This is a genomic window from Campylobacter sp. BCW_4323 (assembly GCF_001763115.1).
GTDB classification, from domain to species: domain Bacteria; phylum Campylobacterota; class Campylobacteria; order Campylobacterales; family Campylobacteraceae; genus Campylobacter_D; species Campylobacter_D jejuni.
This window is the reverse complement of the sequence record NZ_MJYC01000047.1, coordinates 61,788-80,749: the sequence shown is the minus strand read 5'-3', so window position 1 is coordinate 80,749 and position 18,962 is coordinate 61,788. Positions and strand designations below refer to the sequence as shown.

Below are 18,962 nucleotides of genomic sequence, written 5' to 3'. Positions count from 1 at the left end.
ACTTAAAGCTAGGATAAAAAGTTCTATTTCGCTTTCAAATACAAAAAGATGTTTATAGTGTTTAGCTAAATTTTTAATCAGTAAAGCATTGCCTATACCATAAATACATATAAAAGGATATCTAGGAGTTTTTTCTAAAATACTTTGATAGAAAAAATTTAATTCTTCTTCTAAATTTTCATACATAAAAACATTATGAGTTTTATCATAGATATTTAAATTTTCATCTATATTAAAACGAGAACAAGTTTTATTTTGTATGAAATTTAAAAGTTTATTTCCTAAGGGTTCATTTACCCCACTTAATAAAGCTTGTATGTTTTTTTCTAATATAGTCATGAAATTTCCTTAAATTTTATCTATTTTGAGTGATATTTTGTCATCTTTTTCACTAAATTGATACAACAAATCCTCACAAGGATAAGAGATGCATTTTTCTTTACAATCTTTTTTTGGATTTTGTTTTATTTTTTCTAGCATTAAAGGAAGTTCTTTCTTAATCAAAAGTTTTACTGGAATTCCCATGCCGTGATTTAAGTTTTTAATAAATTTTCCATCAACTTGAGATTCTTTAGTAATAGAACACAAAGTTGCATCAAAACCAAGTTTCTCAAGTTCTTCATAAAGCATGGTTTTTTCTTTTAAAGAAACATACTCATCATATAATGAATGATAACTTATAAAGCAAGTTTTTAAACATTTTGATTGTTCTAAAAGATGATCTTCTTCTAAAAGATTTCGAATTTTTCTTCTTGCGGGAGAAAAAAAATGAGGCGATGAAGAATTACTTGTCCAAAAAGTTTTTGTCGAACAATGTGTTTTAATATGACGAAAAAAATCAAAAGTAGAAAATTCGCTATACTGCATAAAATCTATTTCCTTTCCAAAACCTACAACTCTCCATAAAAACTTAGCACCACTAGAATTATCTATCACTCCATCTACCAACCAAGGTGCAATCTTAGCGGCTAAATGTGCCAAATATCCCCCATGAGAACCCCCTATCATGATAACTGGTATACCCCCCCCCATAGTATCAAAAGGAGCATGTTTTTTAAGATAAAGTGCAACATTTAAAAGATCTTGAGCTTGCATGATTCCAAAATTTTGATATTCATTTTTTGTAGGTTGCAAACTTACATGTAAATTTAAAAAATAATTTGGTGTAAAATTACCTTTTTGCTTGCCTTCAACTATTTGATTATTTACAAAATGAAAAATTTCACTCATTTGTTCATAGTCTTGAATTTTATCAACATCATAAGGAAGCTTGATATCCGCAGCTTCACAACTTACTTTTAAAATAAGCTTGTCTATATCATCTAAATAAAAAGTTGATCCAGTTTGAGGACGATTACCAATACAATGATAATTTACTCCAACTACAGCAGTATTAAATTGTCTTACCATATAATCACCAACATATTGGATCGATGATATATCATCACCCATACCTTGCACCACAAACACCAAGGCTTCAGGTGTTTTTTCATCATCATACCAAAGCTTAAATTCAAGCTTTGATTCTCTTTTTATACCAAGTTCTACATCATCACAAGAGTCAATCTCATAAGTTTTACTCACTATCATTACATTCCCCCTATTAAAAGATAAGTTTTACTCGCTAGGTTTTTAAAATTTTCATTCTTACTTAAAATCACACAAGCTTTATTACTAGAAGAGCTTGTAAAGTCTATATTTTCTAAATCTTCATGAGCCTGATTGGCTGCGTTGATGATAGCATTTTTACTTGCCTCATTGCTTGAAATTCCCATGAGCATAAAATCAGCTTTATTTATAAAAACAAGTTTTAAGCATTCTTTATCATCGCCTACACGAAAATTTACTTCTTTTGTACCGTTAAAATTACTAAGATCGACATTTTCAACCCCACTTACATTACTCATCGTTTTCATAGAGCTTAAATGATCATTTTTTAAAGTATAAATGCTTATATCATTGATCAAAGTTTTAAGGTTGTTTAAAGACTTGCTAACTTCAGCTTCATCCTTGCTTGAACTCATTTTTGGTAAAGCAATAGCAGCTAAAATTCCCAAAATAACGATCACAAAAACAAGTTCTAATATAGTAAAAGCTTTTTTCATCTATATCCTTGAAAAATTTTTATTTTTAGGGCTTAAAATATCTTCTTCTATGCTTACAAATTCCTTTTTTTCATAAGCATCAACCGCGGCTCTTGCTATCATCAAAGCATTATCAGAGCAGAATTTTAAAGGAGCTAGTTTTAAATTTGCATTATATTTTTGACATAAATTTTGCAAACGCGAACGCAAGTTAAGATTTGCACTAGCTCCGCCTACAACGCCAAAATTTTTAAATTTATAAAGATTAAAAATTTTTTCTAATTTATCCATGATATGATCACAAGCCGTATTTTCAAAGGCATAAGCTATTTCAGCTTTTATCTCATCGCTTAAATTTTCATGTTTTAAAATTTCTAAACGCACTGCATTTTTAAGCCCTGAAAAACTGAAAGCAAGTTCTTTAGAATGCTTTAAAGGTATATTAAAAGAGATATTTTTAAGTTTGGCATTTTTTGCTAAATTTTCTATGATGACCCCACCAGGATAACCTAAATTCATCATTTTAGCCACTTTATCAAAACTTTCTCCAAAGCTATCATCATTTGTGCTTGCTAAAAGCTCTAAGTTTGCATCATCTTTAAGATAAAGCACCATAGTATGCCCACCACTAACAAGCAAAATTCCCATATCTAAAGAAATTTTTTCTTCTAAAAAAAGACTATAAATATGACCTTTAAGATGATTTATAGGGATTAAGGGTAAATTTAGAGCACTTGCTAAGGTTTTTGCCATGGAAATTCCACTGAGCAAAGAAACGCTAAGTCCAGGTTCATTTGTCACAGCTATGGCACAAAGATTTTTAAAATGCTCTTTGCATTGCTTAAGTATCTTTGGTAAAGCCTCGCTATGAAGTCTTGCAGCAAGTTCGGGTACCACTCCCCCATAGATACTATGATCTAATTCTTGGGAAATTTTTTTATGAAATTTACACTCTAAGGTATTTTTATCAATGATAGCTATAGAACTATCATCGCAAGAACTTTCTATAGCTAGGATAAGATTTTTCATTCAAATTCCACTAAAATAGAACCTAAAAATTTATCTTTTGATCTTGCCATTTTAAGAGTGTTTAAATCCAAATTTTTAGCATTTTTGATCAACTTGCTATTGGTATTTGCCTCTAAAAGTTGTTGCAAATTCGCCCCTCTTAACTCATAAAATTCCACTCTATAAATTTTACCTGCCATATCTAAAGAGTATTGTGTTTGCATATTTTTTTTATGAACTAAAATACCACTTTCATCTTTTCCATGATCAAAGCCTATGATATTTACGCGCACATTAGCTATCTTTGGGATAAGAAAATTCTCTTTTACTTTTACCTTAGTTCCAAAAGGAACTGTAGTTTCATTGCCATCAACTTGAAAAGTTACCTCATTAAAAGCATCACTAAATTCTAAATACTCAGGATATAATCTTGTTTGAAAACGATTGCCATACTGGATATAAAAAGAATTTCCTTCTGCAATAACAGCGGTAAGTTCATTGCTTGTATTATAATTTAACTCTTTATTTACCGGAAAAGGCACATAGTTGATAACCTTTCTTGGATTTTTTAAAGAAAGTAAAATTCTATCATTAAAAAGCTTCACTTCAAGCTCTTTATTTATGGCTTTATCAACCCCTTTTGGAGTGAGTTCGAAATCTCTACTAAATTCAATTCCTGCGGTTTTTAGATAATTTTCAATTGCCAAAAGATGATAATAAGCTCTTAAATTTACAGGCAGATTTTTACTCGCTTCATTTGCAAAAGCAGCTTTGTGATTTGAAATCACAAAATAAGTTAAAGCTTTAAGCATTTCCGTATCACCAAGCTCTTGGGTTTTGGTGTTTTTAAGATGATAAGCATGCTTTGGATCAGCAAGTGAAGAATTGACACTATTTACGGTTTGAGTAGCGATATTTTCAAGATCAGGGTATTTGCTTGCATTGATTTCGCTTGTGTCAATCACGCTTGAATTTCCCCAACGCTTAGGATTTTGCATCGCATCGATATAAGTAGGTTTATAAAAACCCCAACCATCGTGAAGATTGATCACCATACTAACTTCAGGAAGTAAAATAAGCTCTTTAATGCGTTGAACTCTTTTATAATCAGGATCCTTTGGGCTAATACTTGCAAATTTACGGTTTAAATCCCCATTATTCCCACGCGAACGCTTGATAATGCTATCAAAAGCTAAATTTGGAGCCACTATAATCTTACCCTTAGTGATATTATAATCACTCAAAAGCAAACTTGCCGCATGAAATCCACCAGGCTCATCGCCTTGAATTCCACCAAAAATCAAAACTGTATTATTATCATCTAGGCTTTTTCCATTTTCTCCTACGCTAAAGTCTAGTTCTAAAGCAAAAATACTTGTTATAAAAAATAAAATTGTTAAAAAAAATTTCATTTTAACTCCTTAAATACTCTCTTGTTTTAAAATCATACTCAAAAACTTCTTCTATGCTTGAAATTTTAGGTACTCCAAAGTGATCAAGAGCTTTAAAAATGCATTTAGCAATGTCTAAAAATCTACTTTTATTTTCTAAAAAATTATAAACACCAACTTCATTAGCAGCATTGATGATAACACCTAAATTTGGCTCTTTTAAAAATGCATTTTTAAGCTTAAAAATAGGATATTTTTTTGTGCTAATTTTATGAAATTTTAAAGCAGGCATTTTGCTAAAATCAACAGCCTCTAAAATAGACGTATCTTGTTTTTTAAATATAGCATCTGAAATAGCTAATTTCATATCTGCTTTTGAAAAATACGCTGTGCTAGCTCCATTTTTAAATTCACACATTGCATGCACTAAAGATCTTGGTTCTATTAAAGCATCAATTTCTTTAAAATCATATAAATGATAAGCCTCTATAATCTCAAAAAGCTTATTTGCCATAGTTGCACTATCTATAGTGATCTTTGCTCCCATGTTCCAATTAGGATGTTTTAAAGCATCTTTGACACTAACTTGATTTAAATCTTTGATTTTATACTTATAAAAAGCTCCACCACTTGCTGTGATATAAAGTTTTGCTATATTTTTTTTAGCTTCGAGTAAAAATTTTAAAGCCGCATGCTCACTATCAACGGGTAAAAATTTAGCCCCTTTTAAAAAACTCCCAGCCACCACAAGACTTTCTTTGTTAGCTAAGGCTATGTTTTTGCCAAGTTCTTTAGCCTTTAAAGTGCTTTTAAGTCCTGCAAAACCTACAATAGCATTGAGCAAAAGTTTGTCTTGGCATTCTGTTAAAATTTGCTCTAAACCTTCTTGTCCTATAAAAACTCTATCGTGTTTAACTAAATGCTTATTTTTTGAATCTTTTATGGCAACAAATTTGGGCTTAAACCTTGCGATTTGTTCATTTAAAAGAGCGATGTTATCTCCACAAGCTAAAGCAGAAATGGGAATGTTTTTTAAAGCAGCAAGTTTAAGAGCATTTACTCCTATGCTACCCGTACTTCCAAAAAGTATCATAAAAGAGCAACCATCACAAAAGCAGCAATGATCACCGCATCGATCCTATCGAGCACGCCCCCATGACCAGGAATAAGATCTCCACTATCTTTTACACCTGCTTCTCTTTTAAAATAACTCTCAAGCAAATCTCCAATTACTGCAAAAATCGCTACAAAAAACGAACAAAGCAAAGAAAGCCAAAAACTATAAACAAAAACTCCTAAAATAGTTCCAATAATACTCGCACAAATCAAGCCACCTATAACACCTTCTAAGGTTTTGTTTGGACTTGTTGGAGAAAAAGGGGTTTTACCCATAAGTTTTCCGATAAAATACGCTCCACTATCACAAGCTGCAACGATAATGATAAGCCAAAAAAGCGCGAACATACCCTGATCTAAATACACTTGCCAAAGTGCTAAAATAGGCAAACTAGGATAAATATAAATAAGAGCTGGTTTTAAGGAAGTCTTTTTATAAACCAAATATCCAACGACTAATAACAAAGCTAAAATCCCAAAAAACAAAGCTTTATGCGATAAACTTCCCAAAATAAAAGCTATAGCCAAAGGGATAATAGAAATATTTTCTAAAACAAAAAGTTTTTTTGCTTCACTAAAAGATAAATACAATAAAACCGCAAAAACGATAAAATTGATAAAAAATTGATCAATCAACGCGATAATAATAATAGCCCCTATCATCACAAGAGCTGAAATAATTCTAGTTGTATTAAACATATTTTTCCTTATATACTAATATCTAAGCGATGAATGCTTTGTGCGTCTTTAAAATTTGGATCTTTGGACTCATCTTCTTCATTTTTCTCATCATCGCTAGTTTTAGCTTCTTGATTGTGTTTTTTCTTTTTTTCTTCTTGTTCGGCTTTCTCTTTGATCTCTTCTTTGATTTCATGAGTCTCATTGACTTTTTCAAGCTTGTTTAAAGTTTTTTCTTTTTCATTAAATTCAGCCATATTTAGCGTAGCTGCAAAACCTTCTTTTGCAAGCTCATTGCTTGCTTGTGTAGCTGGATAAGCCATATTTTGATTTATATAATTGACATTTCCTAATGGGCTAACTGGCATTTTAATCCTTCGTGATATTAATACTTTTAAAATTTGTATAATTTACAAACGCCTTTTGCTGAACCTTAACAAAATTTTTTAAGGTATAATCGACCCAATACGAACCTTTCTTTAACTTAGAAAAGCTTACACAAAGCCTTGCAGCAAATTCTATCACATCAAGGCTGATTTTTTGCTTGTTTGATATAATCAAAGTATGTGCACTAGGAATATCCCTTACATGAAGCCACAAATCATCTTTTTTAGCATTTTTAAGTAAAAATTCATTGCCTTTTTCATTTTTACCCACGCAAATTTTAAACTCATTATAATAAAAATTTGCCACAAGATCTTCTTGTTTATGATCTTGATTTTTTTTGCTATTTTTTTTAGGTAGTAAAATTTCAAGCTCTATCTCACTCTTAGCTTGAAGCAATAATTCTTTCAAACTCAAGGTAAAATCTAACTTTTCTTTTAAATTTTGTCTTTGTATGTTTAAATTTTTAGCTTTTTGTTCTAATTTTTTAGCATTTTTATAATATAAATTAGCACTTTGCTTAGGACTAAATTCAAGCTTAAATTCAAGCTCTTTGCCTTCAAAATCATCAAGCTTAAATTCCCTTTCATAATCTTTTAAAACACTCAAATTTGCAAACAATACATCAGCCATTTTTCTGTATTCTAAAGCTTTTAAAAGTAAAGAATTTTCTTCATCTAAACTAGAAAAAAGTTCTTGTAAATTTTGTATTTTTTTATCCACTTGTGTAAGTTTTAAATTTTTTATTTGTTTGATTTTACTCTCATAAATGCTTGTAAATTTGCGAGAAAAATAATCTGCAAAGTCTTTAATTTCTTCAAAATTTTCATCCATTTTATAAGGCTTTAAAGGCTCTAAAATCACATTAGGTTTTACGACACGATAACTTTTATCAATGTGTCTTAAAGCCTCTATGATCAAATCTTTCTCATCTGTAAGAATAACATTGGTATTTTTACCCGTAAATTCAAAATAAATTTTGCTCTCATAGCTTTTATAAGCCTTATTAGCTTTTACACTAAAACATAAAATACGATTGCCTTCAAGGACTTTAACTTCCTTTATAAAAGCATTGCTAAAATACTTTTTAAGCATAAAATCAAAAGGTGCATTATAGTTTTTTGCATTAAATTTAGCTGTATAAATCGCACTCATTGCACGAGTGAGATCGAAAATAAATCTTTCTCTGTCAAAGCTTAATTCCAAAATATTGTCATTGATACGCTTGATAAAATCGATTTTTTTAAACTGAGAAAAAAAAGTTTGCAATTGTAAAAGTTCTGTGTATTTCATAAAAGAAATTATAAAATATTTTAGCGAATTTGTGGTAGAATTACATTAAAAAAGGAAATTTGTGCAGCTTAATGAGCTAAATTGCGTGATTTTATGCGGTGGTAAATCTAGTCGTATGGGACAAGATAAAAGCAAATTGATTCTTAAAAATCAAAATTTAACTCAATTTCAAGTAAATAAATTTTCTAAAATTTTTAAAAATGTCTATGTGAGTGTGAAAGAAGACAAATTTGAAAACCATTTTAGCTTGATAAAAGATTCTTTAGAATTTGAAGTTTACTCTCCTATGCTTGCGCTTTACTCTATACTTTCAAATTTTAAAAATGAATTTGTTTTTGTTTTAAGTGTAGATAGTCCTAAAGTAGGTGAAAATGAGCTTTTAAAAATGCTTCCTTTTTTAGAGCAAAACTATAAAATAATCATAGCCAAAACTCCTTTACATAAACATCCCTTGTGCGGCTTTTATCACAGCTCTTTAGCTCAAACTTGTAAAAATTTCTTAGAAAAAAATGAACAAAAAATAGGACTTTTATTTTCTGAGATTAAAACCAAATTTGTGGAATTTGAAGATGAAGATGCTTTTTTAAATCTTAATTTTTATGAAGAATATGAAAAATTTAAAAGCGAGTTAAAATGAGAAAAATTGCTTTATTTTTAAGCTTATGTGTTTTTATATGGGCTAGTGATTTACAACAAGCTTTAGAGTATGAAAAACAAGGCGATTATAAAAAAGCTATGGAAATTTACAAAAAACTCGCTTTAAAAAATTCATCTGTTTTAATCCCTCAAGAACAAAATAAAACTAAACAAACTACTCAAAATGAAAAATCTATTATTGCAGCCAAAGAAGAAAGACAAGACTTTTCTCGCTTAGCTTTAGCTAATTATCTTGGTGAAAATGAAAGCTTTAATCCCCTTGGTATTAGCTCTTATAAGATGAATTATTTTTTACCTTTAGCGTATAGTTTTAATTCTTTAGGAGTAAATAATAATAAGAGTGAGGCGAAATTCCAACTTAGTGTTAAAAAAAGACTTTTTGAAAATTTACTAGGACTAGATGAAAAATATTATATAGCCTATACCCAAACTTCTTGGTGGCAAATTTATGAACATTCTTCTCCTTTTAGAGAAACCAACTATCAGCCAGAATTTTTTATAGATTTTCCTTTGTATCTTAAAGATTATGAATTTTTTAACAACCTACGCGTAGGTATATTACATGAAAGCAATGGCAAGGGAGATGAGAATTTGCAATCTCGCTCATGGAATAGAATTTATGTATCTACAGCTATTTTATATAATAAATTTTTATTTGTTCCACGCCTTTGGTATAGAATTCCTGAAAGCAAAAAAGATGATGATAATCCTGCCATCTTGCATTATATGGGAAATTTTGATGTGAATTTAGCGTATTTAGGCGATGATTATTTTATCAATCTTATGCTAAGAAACAATCTTAAATTCCGCAATAACAAAGGCGCTATACAAGTTGATCTAGGATATGATATTTTTAATAACGGAATTTATTGGTATTTACAATACTTTAATGGCTACGGAGAAAGCCTTATAGACTATAACAAACACTTGCAAAGACTTTCCACTGGATTTTTGATTTCTTACTAAAATATCCTTTGTAGTTTTATCATTTCTTAAAACAAATTTCATTACAATTTCATTTTTGATAATTATTATTACTATAAGGAAAGATTTGTTTTTTAAGCATATATTGAGTTTAAAAGTGCTTATAGCTTTACTTTTATTCTTTGGAATGATAAGTTTATTTATAGGAGTTATCAGTATCAATGTAAAAGATATTCTTAATCTTAACTCCACTCAATTAGAAATCATAACTCTCACAAGAATTCCTAGACTTATAGCGATTTTACTTACAGGAATGAGTCTTAGTATATGCGGGCTTATCATGCAACAACTCACGCAAAATAAATTCGTTTCTCCAACTACAGCAGGAACTATGGATTGTGCTAAATTTGGCATACTTATTTCTTTAATATTTTTTGCTGGAGCGTCTTTTTTCACTCAAGCTATCATTGCTTCTGTATTTGCACTTTTGGGTTCTTTTATATTTATCCAAATTTTAAGAAAAATCAAACTCAAAGATGTGATTTTTGTACCTTTGATAGGCTTGATGTTTGGAGGCATTATTAGTGCTATAACCACTTTTTTTGCCTATGCTTTAAATTATATACAAAATATCCAAGGCTGGTTACAAGGCAGTATGGCAAATGTTATGCAGGGAAATTATGAATTGCTCTACATTTCTTTACCACTTTTTATACTTGCTTATTTTTTAGCTCATAAAATCACCATAGTTGGCATGGGCGAAGATATAGCTTTAAATCTTGGAATTTCTTATAATGGTATATTATTTTTAGGCTTGATGATTGTAAGCATTATTACTAGCTTAGTGATTGTAAGCGTTGGGATTATCCCTTTTTTAGGGTTAATTATCCCAAATTTAGTAGCTCTTTATCTAGGTGATAATCTTAGAAAAAATCTTATCTATATAGCACTTTGCGGGGCTTTGTTTTTACTTGTTTGCGATATCATTTCAAGACTTGTTATCTTTCCTTTTGAAATGCCTTTAAGTATCACTACAGGTGTTTTAGGATCTTTAATCTTTATCTTTCTTTTGCTAAAAAGGAAAGTTTATGCGTAAAAAAATGCTGATTTTAAGCTTTTTAACACTTGGTATGATAGGGATTTTTATACTTGTGGGTTTAAATGGCTTTGATGAGTATGCTTTAAAAAGTCGTTTTTTACAAATTGCAGCTATTATCATAGTAGCTATTTGCATAGCTGTTTCAACAGTGATTTTTCAAACTTTATGCAATAACAAAATTCTAACCCCTGCTATCATAGGATTAGATTCTTTATATATGTTACTTCAAAATGCTCTTATCTTTTCTTTTGGTGCGGCTAATTTAAGTGTTTATAAAAACGATATCAATTTTTTAGTTACTCTGGTTTGTATGGTAGTTTTTTCACTAGGACTTTATAAAATTTTATTTAGTAGCGATAGAAGCATTTATCTTATCATGCTTTTAGGCTTAGTTTTTGGAACACTTTTTAGCACTTTAAGCTCTTTTTTTGAAGTATTAATCGACCCTGATGAATTTATGGTGATACAAGGAAGAATGTTTGCTAGCTTTGATAATATTGCTTTTGATGTTTTAATTCTTGCTTATATTATTAGCTTTTTAAGTTTTATATGGATTTTTCGCTATATGAAATTTTTGGATCCTTTGAATTTAGGCAAAGATTTAGCGATAAATTTAGGGATAAATTATCAAAAAATTTCAAAACAATTGATGATTATCATAGCTATTTTAACTTCTATTAGCACCGCACTTGTAGGTCCTATAACCTTTTTGGGGCTTTTGGTGGTAAATATCACTTATGAGCTATTTAAAACTGCAAAGCATAGTATTTTGCTAAGTGCTTGCATACTCATTAGCATTTTAGCTTTACTTGGAGGGGTATTTTTTGTCTCTAGAGTTTTTGATTATAATGCCACTATAAGCGTGGTTATTAATTTCTTAGGTGGGATATATTTTATCTATCTTGTATTAAAGGGTAATAAATTATGATTAAACTAAAAAATATCACCAAATTTTATGACAATAAAGCCATTATTTCAGATCTTAGCCTTGATTTTCATAAAGGCAAAATCACTTCTATAATAGGAGCCAACGGTGCTGGAAAATCCACTCTTTTAGCTCTAGCAAGTCGTTTGATAAAACCTAGTAGCGGAGAAATTTATATCGATGGAATGAATTTAAAAGACTATAAAGAGCAAATCTTAGCACAAAAAATTTCCATTCTCAAACAACAAAGCAATATCAATTTAAGATTAAAAGTTGAAGAATTAGTCGCTTTTGGGCGTTTTCCGCATTCTCAAGGAAGACTTAATGCAAACGATAAAATCAAAATCAATGAAGCTTTAGAATACATGGGGCTTAGTAACTTAAGAAATGAATTTTTAGATACATTAAGCGGCGGACAAAAACAAAGAACTTTTATAGCCATGATTATCGCTCAAGATACTGAATTTATAATGTTTGATGAACCTTTAAACAATCTTGATATGAAGCATAGCGTACAAATCATGCAACTAATGAAAAATTTAGTCAAAGACTTTAACAAAAGCATAGCTGTTGTATTGCATGATATTAATTTTGCTTCGATTTATTCTGATGAAATCATAGCCTTAAAAGATGGGAAGCTTTTAAAACAAGGTTCAAAAGATGAAATCATCAATCAAGAAAATTTAAAACAAATTTATGATATGGATATACCCGTAAGTCAAATTGATGGTAAGAAAATTTGTATTTATTTTTAAAAAGGAGAAAATATGAAAAAATCTTTAGTTTTTGCATTTTTTGCATTTTTTTTAAGTCTAATCTTAACAGCTTGCAATTCAAACTCAAATGAAAACAATGCAAGCCCTACAACAAAAACCAACACTGCTACGGTGAAAGTTTTGCCTATCAGCATGAGCGATGAAGGTGATAGTTTTTTAGTGAAGGATAGTCTAGGAGAAAATAAAATCCCTAAAAATCCTTCTAAGGTAGTGATCTTAGATCTTGGAATTTTAGATACTTTTGATGCTTTAAAATTAAACGATAAAGTCGCAGGCGTTCCTGCTAAAAATTTACCAAAATACCTACAACAATTTAAAAACAAACCTAGTGTAGGTGGAGTACAGCAAGTTGATTTTGAAGCCATTAATGCTTTAAAACCTGATCTTATCATCATTTCTGGACGCCAAAGTAAATTTTATGATAAATTAAAAGAAATAGCTCCAACTTTATTTGTAGGTCTTGATAATACAAATTTTTTAAGCTCTTTTGAAAACAATGTCTTAAGCATTGCAAAACTTTATGGTTTAGAAAAAGAAGCTTTAGAAAAAATTTCAGATATTAAAAATGAAATTGAAAAAGCCAAAAGTATAGTTGATGAAGATAAAAAAGCTCTTATTATTCTTACAAATTCTAACAAAATTTCAGCCTTTGGTCCTCAATCTCGCTTTGGGATTATTCACGATGTTTTAGGGATTAACGCAGTAGATGAGAATATAAAAGTAGGCACACACGGCAAAAGTATCAATTCTGAATTTATATTAGAAAAAAATCCTGATTATATTTTTGTTGTTGATAGAAATGTCATTGTAGGCAACAAAGAACGCGCTCAAGGCATACTCGATAATGCGCTTATTACTAAAACCAAAGCAGCACAAAACAAAAAAATCATCTATCTTGATCCAGAATACTGGTATTTAGCAAGTGGAAATGGACTAGAGTCTTTAAAAACTATGATTTTAGAAATCAAAAACGCTGTAAAATAATACAACCTCGCAAGGGCTAGTCTCTTGCTTTAATACTTAATAAAATACTTGAAATTTTCAAGAAAGTTTTAGTGGCGGACAGAGAGGGATTTGAACCCTCGAGACCCGTTAAGATCTGCACCCTTAGCAGGGGTGTGGTTTCAGCCACTCACCCATCTGTCCAATAAAGTAAAGTATGATTATACAAAAAAATAAATAATACCTAGCTTAAAAAGCTAGGAAAAATCAAAGGCTAAGATAAGCCAAAAGCAAAGTTACAACAACCCCTACTCCAAGAACTGCAAATTGTTTACTTCTATCTTTTTTATTTGCAAACAAAGTAATCATAAGCCCTGAAATATAAAGCATAAATAAAGCAATACCAAAGCCTACGCTAAGCACAGAAAAATACCAAGCACCCTTATCTTTATGAAGCATAATCATATCTCCAAGTAAAGATCTTGTTTTTAAGGTAATGTTGTATTCATTAGTAGAATTTTGAGTTATATTAGCACTATAATGAGTTCCACCTATTGTTATGCCTTTATCTTTACTTTTAATGATATCTGTATTAGATGGCACTTTTAAACCATTTGTTTTTAAGTACTCTATTAAGGCTTCTCTTTCTTTACCACTTTCTATAACTTTTGACAATTGATACTGCTCAACTTTCAAACCCACATCTTGATTAATACCAAAAATATACGCTATACCTGTTAAAGCAAAAAGCAAGGCGCAAGGTAAGAAGAATAAACTAAGATAGATATGAACCTGTCTAAACAATTTATTTTTATTAATCATTTCAACTCCTTTTTGATTATCAAAATTTGTGATATTTTGACAAAACAAAGTGAAGCAAAAGTGAACTTTAAATAAAAAGTTTATATTTTTTAAAACAAAGAAAAGAAAAAGCCCTATGATTATAGGGCTTAAGAATTATTTTTTATCAATCACTTGATAATTATAAGGAGCAAGCTCTTTATCATGCTCTAAAAGTTCTTTTGGAGGATTACCATTAACATCTTTTTCATCTGCATAGTAACGCTCTCCAGCTTTATGACCATTAGCATCTACTTTATAATAAAGCTCTCCTGGATTAAATTTTTGAATATCTTCAAAACCTAAATTTGAAGTTTTAAAATCTTTAATTCCATTTGCCGCTGCAATTTCTACAAGTTTAGTTTGTCCCATTCTTGCCATATCAACAGCTTGCAATAACATTCTTGAAGCTTCACGAGGATTATGGAAACCAGTTGAGTTTTCAGCATTAACAAAATCTGCTCTCATTTGGGCTTTACGATGAAGTTCTAAAACTTCTTTTAACTCTTCGCTAATTTTTTTCGCATCAGCTTTTCCATCGCTTTGGAATTTTTCCATATTACCTAGTTCATCGCGTAGTTTTTTAGTATCCATAATCAAACTAACAATTGCATACTCTGCAGTTCTTTGATCATGTGCAACGCTATTTTGTATGTCAAGTACTTGAGCTTTTAAATAATCTTCGCTTTGTTTATGACAAGATTTGCAAGCAGAGTTAATATCTCTTAAAGGAGAAGTGATATTGTGTTGAGTAACCTTTTTAGCCCCTTCTCTAACATAAGGCATATGACAATCCACGCAACTTACTCCATTTGCAGCATGCACACCGCCACTATAAAGTTCACTTTCTGGGTGTTGAATTTTAATAATTTGTGCCCCTGTTAATTTATGAGTAAAATCAGCTCCAAATACTCCACGAACTTTATCATAATAATCATCTAGCATTTCAATTCTAAATGGTTGTCCTTTTTTCCACTCACTCCAAGGAAAAGTTAAAACTATACCATCGGTTTCAATCTCTTTAGCTTTATTTCCATCTCTCCAAAACTCATACTCATCATAATTTTTCTGAGTTCCATTCCACCATTTTTTAGAACTATCATCTACAATAGTTTCACCCATTACTTTTACTTTTTCCCCTGTTGGTTTAAAATAGTATTCAACATGGCATTGAGAGCAAACTAAAGTTCTCATTTCCTCCCTTGTAGCTTTTACGCCTTGTACTGGATCTTTTTCATATCCCCTAGAAACTAAAGCATTAATAGCTGCTGGACGAGTAAGTCTTAAACTCATATCATTTGGATTGTGACAATCTGCACAAGTTACACCCATTCTTTTACCACCATGTGGACCTGCATGTTCAGGTGAATTTTCCACTATACCATCAACAGCTGGGATATTTTTAATCATGGTCCAATAATTTGTAGAGTTAAAAGCAGTAAAATCCCCTTTAGCAACATTTTTTATAAGCCATGGAGTCCATCCACTATGACAATTCATACAAGCTGCGGGCTGGCCTTTAAAAGCAGCAAGGCCATGGGCATTAAGAAAATCTTTGTTGTTTCTTGCTGTTTTCATTTGATCTACTTGAACCCAAAAATGCCCTCTTTCTTCATTGAAATCAAGGCTAAAAGGATATCCTGCCCAAAGTATGGTTAATTGAGGAAAGCGAATCAATTTTGAATAAGCTAAATTACCACCAAACTCAGTAGCCTTAGGCTCTTCTTTTTCAACCGTTAAATACATTTTTAGTTGCTCTGGGAAAACCTTACCCCATTTTTCAAAATTTGGATCATCATCGCTAAGCAAAGAAAAATCAGCATTTGCTGCAATGGCATTTTTATTTGCTTCATCTTCTTTTTTTTGATTGATATCATTATTTAGCCATAAAACTCCCGCTATAAGTAAAACCAAAACAACAATACCCAAGCGTAAAATATTTTTTTTCATTCATCTTCTCCTTATTAAATTCCGTGTTTATGCCCAACATCTTTATGACAAGAAGCACAATTTAATGACTTGTCTGCATGTGGATTTGTTGTAGCATTGATAGCAGTTTGAGCAAAATCTGCATGACAGCGTATGCAGTTTTCTTGCACCATTTTTCTGCTTTTTTCAGTTGCACTCAAATTCGTAGGCAACTCATCAAGTTTAAAAGTAAAAGCATAAGCATGCCCTAAACCACTTTGAGCTTTAGCTATCCATTTAGCTACAAAATTATGTGGCAAATGGCAATCCACGCAAGTTGCCCTAGGTTCGCCTTTGACTTTTTGAGAGTGCGGCCCTGCCATGTATTCATTATAAACTTCATTCATAATATGGCAGTTATTACAAGATTCGCTTGCATTGCTTAAATAAGATGTGCCCTTAGCGTTATAAAAAGTATAAAACCCAACCGCAAAGAAAACAAAAAGCAAAACAAGAAAAATAGTAAAAAGATTCGAAGTTTTCTTCAAAATTTTCCTCCTTAAAATTATCATTTCTTAAAATCTTCAATAAAACAATAATGTCACAGAATTTCCCAGAAATAAATTTTGTAATTTTAACATAGATGAATTTAATACAATTTTAAAGATATATTTACTCTTAATTAACCTAAAAAATTTGAAACTTTTATTCAATAATTTTAAAATAAATGATAAAATATAACAAAAAAAGGAAAAATTAATGCAAATAAGTCCTGATATGTTTATCAATCGCGAACTTTCTTGGCTTCGCTTTAATTCTCGTGTTTTAGACCAATGTTCTAAAAATTTACCCTTATTAGAAAAATTAAAATTTATAGCTATATATTGCACTAATTTAGATGAATTTTATATGATACGCGTTGCGGGCTTAAAACAACTTTTTTCAGCTGGAGTTAATGCAAGCAGTAGCGATGAAATGACACCGTTACAACAATTAAAAGCCATACGCAAATATTTACACCAAGAAAAAGAGCTTTTGGAGCGTTATTTTAATGAAATCACAAGTGAATTAGAAAAAGAAAATCTTTTCATAAAACATTATGAGAATTTAGATGAAAATTTAAAACAAAAATGTGATGAGTATTTTTTCTCCAATATTTTTCCTGTTATTGTTCCAATAGCTGTTGATGCTACTCACCCTTTTCCGCATTTAAACAACTTATCTTTTTCACTAGCGGTTAAAATTTGTGATAAAGCACATCCTGAACTTGTAAAATTTGGAATGATTAGAATTCCAAGAGTTTTACCTCGTTTTTATGAGGTAAGTGCAAATATTTATGTTCCTATAGAAAGTATAGTCCACCAACACGCAGAAGAAATTTTTCCAGGCTATAAACTCTTAGCTTCAGCAGCATTTAGAGTGACTAGAAATGCAGATATAGTAATAGAAGAGGAAGAAGCTGATGATTTTATGATGATTTTAGAACAAGGCTTAAAACTTCGTAGAAAAGGAGCTTTTGTAAGATTGCAAATTCAAAAAGATGCAGATGAACAAATCGTAGAATTTCTTAATACACACATGAAAATTTTTCATAAAGATGTTTATGAATATTCTATTTTACTCAATCTCCCTAGCCTTTGGCAAATCGCGGGAAATAAAAACTTTACGCATCTTTTAAGCCCACTTTACACGCCTAAAACTTTACCACCTTTTGATGAAAATTTATCTATTTTTGATGCTGTAGAAAAAGAAGATATACTCATCATACAACCTTTTGAAAGTTTTGATCCAGTTTATAAATTTATCAAAGAAGCAAGCAAAGATCCTGAAGTAATTTCCATAAGAATGACACTTTATAGAGTTGAAAAAAATTCTAATATAGTTCAAGCTTTAATTGATGCTGCAAGCGATGGAAAACAAGTAACTGTGATGGTAGAATTAAAAGCACGTTTTGATGAAGAAAATAATCTTCATTGGGCAAAAGCTTTAGAAAATGCCGGAGCTCATGTTATTTATGGCATTACAGGTTTTAAAGTCCACGCTAAGGTTTCTCAAGTCATACGCAAACAAGGGGATAAGCTTAAATTTTATATGCATTTAAGCACAGGAAATTACAATGCAAGCAGTGCTAAAATCTATACTGATGTGAGTTATTTTACAAGCAAAGTAGAATTTGCAAGAGATACGACAAAATTTTTTCATATCTTATCAGGCTTTAGTAAAAACCGTCGTCTTCAAACTCTTTCAATGAGCCCAAATCAAATCAAAGAAAAAGTTTTAGAAATGATACGCATTGAAACAAGCAAGAAAAATGAAGGTGTGATTGTAGCTAAAATGAATTCTCTTGTGGATAGTGATATCATACAAGCGCTTTATGAAGCAAGTATGGAAGGAGTGCAAATCGATCTTATCATACGCGGAATTTGTTGCTTAAAACCTGATGAAGAATACAGCAAAAACATACGCGTTAGAAGCATCATAGGAAAATACTTAGAACATGCTAGAGTATTTTATTTTAAACATAGTGAGCCAAATTATTTTATATCGAGTGCAGACTGGATGCCAAGAAATTTAGAGCGTCGCTTAGAACTTATGACTCCTATATATGATGAAAGAAGCAAAGCTAAATTAGCTCAATTTTTACGCTTACAACTTAGCGATAATGTTTTAGCTTATGAGCTTAAAAACAATGGAGAGTATGAAAAAATTCCTTCTTCTGAAAAAACCATAGATTCTCAACAAACCTTAGAAGAATATGTAAGTAAAATTTATAAAACACTTAAAAAAGATACAGATCAAAGTCGTGCAACGCACTTAGCTTCCAAACTTTTCAAAGAAAACTAAAAGTTTTTAGGGTTTTTACTCTAAAGACTTATTTACTTGTTTGTTATAAAAAGGGCTTTAAGATAAAGCCCTAGGAGATTTCCCATAGAAATA

18 protein-coding genes, 1 tRNA gene and 1 pseudogene are annotated in these 18,962 nt (G+C 30.5%); 7 read left to right on the top strand and 13 right to left on the bottom strand.

Annotated elements, in window-relative coordinates; translation table 11 throughout:
- From AJN60_RS04540 to AJN60_RS04500, 9 genes and pseudogenes are all read right to left on the bottom strand, one after another.
- Nucleotides 1-339: pseudogene (locus AJN60_RS04540) on the bottom strand (motility associated factor glycosyltransferase family protein); the annotation flags it as partial.
- A gap of 9 nt (nt 340-348) precedes the next feature.
- Complete coding sequence (locus AJN60_RS04535; protein ID WP_070285955.1) at nt 349-1,590, bottom strand: DUF2920 family protein; 1,242 nt, start codon at nt 1,588-1,590, stop codon at nt 349-351.
- Entirely contained in the window at nt 1,590-2,105 is a 516-nt protein-coding gene (locus AJN60_RS04530; RefSeq protein WP_070285954.1) for a type II secretion system protein, read from the bottom strand. The genes AJN60_RS04535 and AJN60_RS04530 overlap by 1 nt, the downstream gene beginning before the upstream one ends.
- Nucleotides 2,106-3,113 carry a tRNA (adenosine(37)-N6)-threonylcarbamoyltransferase complex transferase subunit TsaD gene (gene tsaD, locus AJN60_RS04525; RefSeq protein ID WP_044780288.1) on the bottom strand — a complete coding sequence of 336 codons (1,008 nt, stop codon included), beginning with the start codon at nt 3,111-3,113 and terminating at the stop codon, nt 2,106-2,108.
- A complete protein-coding gene (locus AJN60_RS04520) occupies nt 3,110-4,504 on the bottom strand; it encodes a M99 family carboxypeptidase catalytic domain-containing protein (protein ID WP_070243112.1) in 1,395 nt (464 codons plus the stop codon). The genes tsaD and AJN60_RS04520 overlap by 4 nt, the downstream gene beginning before the upstream one ends.
- A 1-nt stretch (nt 4,505) precedes the next feature.
- Complete coding sequence (gene dxr / locus AJN60_RS04515; RefSeq protein ID WP_070243113.1) at nt 4,506-5,576, bottom strand: 1-deoxy-D-xylulose-5-phosphate reductoisomerase; 1,071 nt, start codon at nt 5,574-5,576, stop codon at nt 4,506-4,508.
- Nucleotides 5,573-6,298 (bottom strand): phosphatidate cytidylyltransferase, encoded by a 726-nt coding sequence (locus tag AJN60_RS04510; protein WP_044780291.1) that lies wholly within the window; start codon nt 6,296-6,298, stop codon nt 5,573-5,575. Before AJN60_RS04510 ends, dxr begins: the two co-directional genes overlap by 4 nt.
- A gap of 8 nt (nt 6,299-6,306) precedes the next feature.
- Nucleotides 6,307-6,645: a hypothetical protein gene (locus AJN60_RS04505; protein WP_002855905.1), complete on the bottom strand. Its 339-nt coding sequence runs from the start codon at nt 6,643-6,645 to the stop codon at nt 6,307-6,309.
- 1 nt (nt 6,646) lies between these two features.
- Nucleotides 6,647-7,954: an NFACT RNA binding domain-containing protein gene (locus AJN60_RS04500; protein WP_070285953.1), complete on the bottom strand. Its 1,308-nt coding sequence runs from the start codon at nt 7,952-7,954 to the stop codon at nt 6,647-6,649.
- Nucleotides 7,955-8,015: 61 nt separating this feature from the next.
- Between AJN60_RS04500 and AJN60_RS04495 the strand changes: the two genes are divergently transcribed.
- From AJN60_RS04495 to ceuE, 6 genes are all read left to right on the top strand, one after another.
- On the top strand, nt 8,016-8,591 hold the full coding sequence (locus tag AJN60_RS04495) for a molybdenum cofactor guanylyltransferase (protein WP_070285952.1): 576 nt from the start codon (nt 8,016-8,018) through the stop codon (nt 8,589-8,591).
- Nucleotides 8,588-9,577, top strand: coding sequence for a phospholipase A (locus AJN60_RS04490; protein WP_044794253.1), 990 nt, complete (start codon nt 8,588-8,590; stop codon nt 9,575-9,577). Before AJN60_RS04495 ends, AJN60_RS04490 begins: the two co-directional genes overlap by 4 nt.
- A gap of 85 nt (nt 9,578-9,662) precedes the next feature.
- Nucleotides 9,663-10,631, top strand: a complete 969-nt coding sequence (ceuB, locus tag AJN60_RS04485) for an enterochelin ABC transporter permease CeuB (protein WP_002893972.1) — start codon at nt 9,663-9,665, stop codon at nt 10,629-10,631.
- Complete coding sequence (ceuC, locus tag AJN60_RS04480) at nt 10,624-11,562, top strand: enterochelin ABC transporter permease CeuC (RefSeq protein ID WP_070285951.1); 939 nt, start codon at nt 10,624-10,626, stop codon at nt 11,560-11,562. The genes ceuB and ceuC overlap by 8 nt, the downstream gene beginning before the upstream one ends.
- Nucleotides 11,559-12,314, top strand: a complete 756-nt coding sequence (gene ceuD / locus AJN60_RS04475) for an enterochelin ABC transporter ATP-binding protein CeuD (protein ID WP_070261405.1) — start codon at nt 11,559-11,561, stop codon at nt 12,312-12,314. The genes ceuC and ceuD overlap by 4 nt, the downstream gene beginning before the upstream one ends.
- A gap of 12 nt (nt 12,315-12,326) precedes the next feature.
- Nucleotides 12,327-13,319 carry an enterochelin ABC transporter substrate-binding protein CeuE gene (gene ceuE / locus AJN60_RS04470; protein WP_070261406.1) on the top strand — a complete coding sequence of 331 codons (993 nt, stop codon included), beginning with the start codon at nt 12,327-12,329 and terminating at the stop codon, nt 13,317-13,319.
- Nucleotides 13,320-13,391: 72 nt separating this feature from the next.
- On the opposite strand, the gene AJN60_RS04465 is transcribed toward ceuE, so the two are convergent.
- The 4 genes from AJN60_RS04465 to nrfH all read right to left on the bottom strand — a co-directional run bounded on the left by AJN60_RS04465 (nt 13,392) and on the right by nrfH (nt 16,597).
- Nucleotides 13,392-13,481: transfer RNA gene (locus tag AJN60_RS04465), tRNA-Ser, on the bottom strand.
- Nucleotides 13,482-13,544: 63 nt separating this feature from the next.
- The gene (locus AJN60_RS04460; RefSeq protein WP_070261407.1) at nt 13,545-14,099 is read right to left on the bottom strand and encodes a hypothetical protein; all 555 of its coding nucleotides are present in this window, start codon (nt 14,097-14,099) and stop codon (nt 13,545-13,547) included.
- Nucleotides 14,100-14,234: 135 nt separating this feature from the next.
- Nucleotides 14,235-16,067, bottom strand: coding sequence for an ammonia-forming cytochrome c nitrite reductase subunit c552 (locus AJN60_RS04455; protein WP_070261408.1), 1,833 nt, complete (start codon nt 16,065-16,067; stop codon nt 14,235-14,237).
- Between the two features lie 14 nt (nt 16,068-16,081).
- Nucleotides 16,082-16,597, bottom strand: a complete 516-nt coding sequence (gene nrfH, locus AJN60_RS04450) for a cytochrome c nitrite reductase small subunit (RefSeq protein ID WP_010891930.1) — start codon at nt 16,595-16,597, stop codon at nt 16,082-16,084.
- Nucleotides 16,598-16,784: 187 nt separating this feature from the next.
- Between nrfH and AJN60_RS04445 the strand changes: the two genes are divergently transcribed.
- Nucleotides 16,785-18,869: an RNA degradosome polyphosphate kinase gene (locus tag AJN60_RS04445; protein WP_070261409.1), complete on the top strand. Its 2,085-nt coding sequence runs from the start codon at nt 16,785-16,787 to the stop codon at nt 18,867-18,869.
- Nucleotides 18,870-18,962 lie beyond the last annotated feature (93 nt).

What these genes read in the sequence shown, in the direction of transcription:
- nrfH (WP_010891930.1), bottom strand. Translation starts at nt 16,597, where the DNA reads ATGATAATTTTAAGGAGGAAAATTTTGAAGAAAACTTCGAATCTTTTT.
- AJN60_RS04535 (WP_070285955.1), bottom strand. Translation starts at nt 1,590, where the DNA reads ATGATAGTGAGTAAAACTTATGAGATTGACTCTTGTGATGATGTAGAA.
- tsaD (WP_044780288.1), bottom strand. Translation starts at nt 3,113, where the DNA reads ATGAAAAATCTTATCCTAGCTATAGAAAGTTCTTGCGATGATAGTTCT.
- AJN60_RS04530 (WP_070285954.1), bottom strand. Translation starts at nt 2,105, where the DNA reads ATGAAAAAAGCTTTTACTATATTAGAACTTGTTTTTGTGATCGTTATT.
- ceuC (WP_070285951.1), top strand. Translation starts at nt 10,624, where the DNA reads ATGCGTAAAAAAATGCTGATTTTAAGCTTTTTAACACTTGGTATGATA.
- AJN60_RS04445 (WP_070261409.1), top strand. Translation starts at nt 16,785, where the DNA reads ATGCAAATAAGTCCTGATATGTTTATCAATCGCGAACTTTCTTGGCTT.
- AJN60_RS04460 (WP_070261407.1), bottom strand. Translation starts at nt 14,099, where the DNA reads ATGATTAATAAAAATAAATTGTTTAGACAGGTTCATATCTATCTTAGT.
- AJN60_RS04510 (WP_044780291.1), bottom strand. Translation starts at nt 6,298, where the DNA reads ATGTTTAATACAACTAGAATTATTTCAGCTCTTGTGATGATAGGGGCT.
- dxr (WP_070243113.1), bottom strand. Translation starts at nt 5,576, where the DNA reads ATGATACTTTTTGGAAGTACGGGTAGCATAGGAGTAAATGCTCTTAAA.
- AJN60_RS04500 (WP_070285953.1), bottom strand. Translation starts at nt 7,954, where the DNA reads ATGAAATACACAGAACTTTTACAATTGCAAACTTTTTTTTCTCAGTTT.
- AJN60_RS04455 (WP_070261408.1), bottom strand. Translation starts at nt 16,067, where the DNA reads ATGAAAAAAAATATTTTACGCTTGGGTATTGTTGTTTTGGTTTTACTT.
- ceuD (WP_070261405.1), top strand. Translation starts at nt 11,559, where the DNA reads ATGATTAAACTAAAAAATATCACCAAATTTTATGACAATAAAGCCATT.
- ceuE (WP_070261406.1), top strand. Translation starts at nt 12,327, where the DNA reads ATGAAAAAATCTTTAGTTTTTGCATTTTTTGCATTTTTTTTAAGTCTA.
- AJN60_RS04490 (WP_044794253.1), top strand. Translation starts at nt 8,588, where the DNA reads ATGAGAAAAATTGCTTTATTTTTAAGCTTATGTGTTTTTATATGGGCT.
- AJN60_RS04505 (WP_002855905.1), bottom strand. Translation starts at nt 6,645, where the DNA reads ATGCCAGTTAGCCCATTAGGAAATGTCAATTATATAAATCAAAATATG.
- AJN60_RS04520 (WP_070243112.1), bottom strand. Translation starts at nt 4,504, where the DNA reads ATGAAATTTTTTTTAACAATTTTATTTTTTATAACAAGTATTTTTGCT.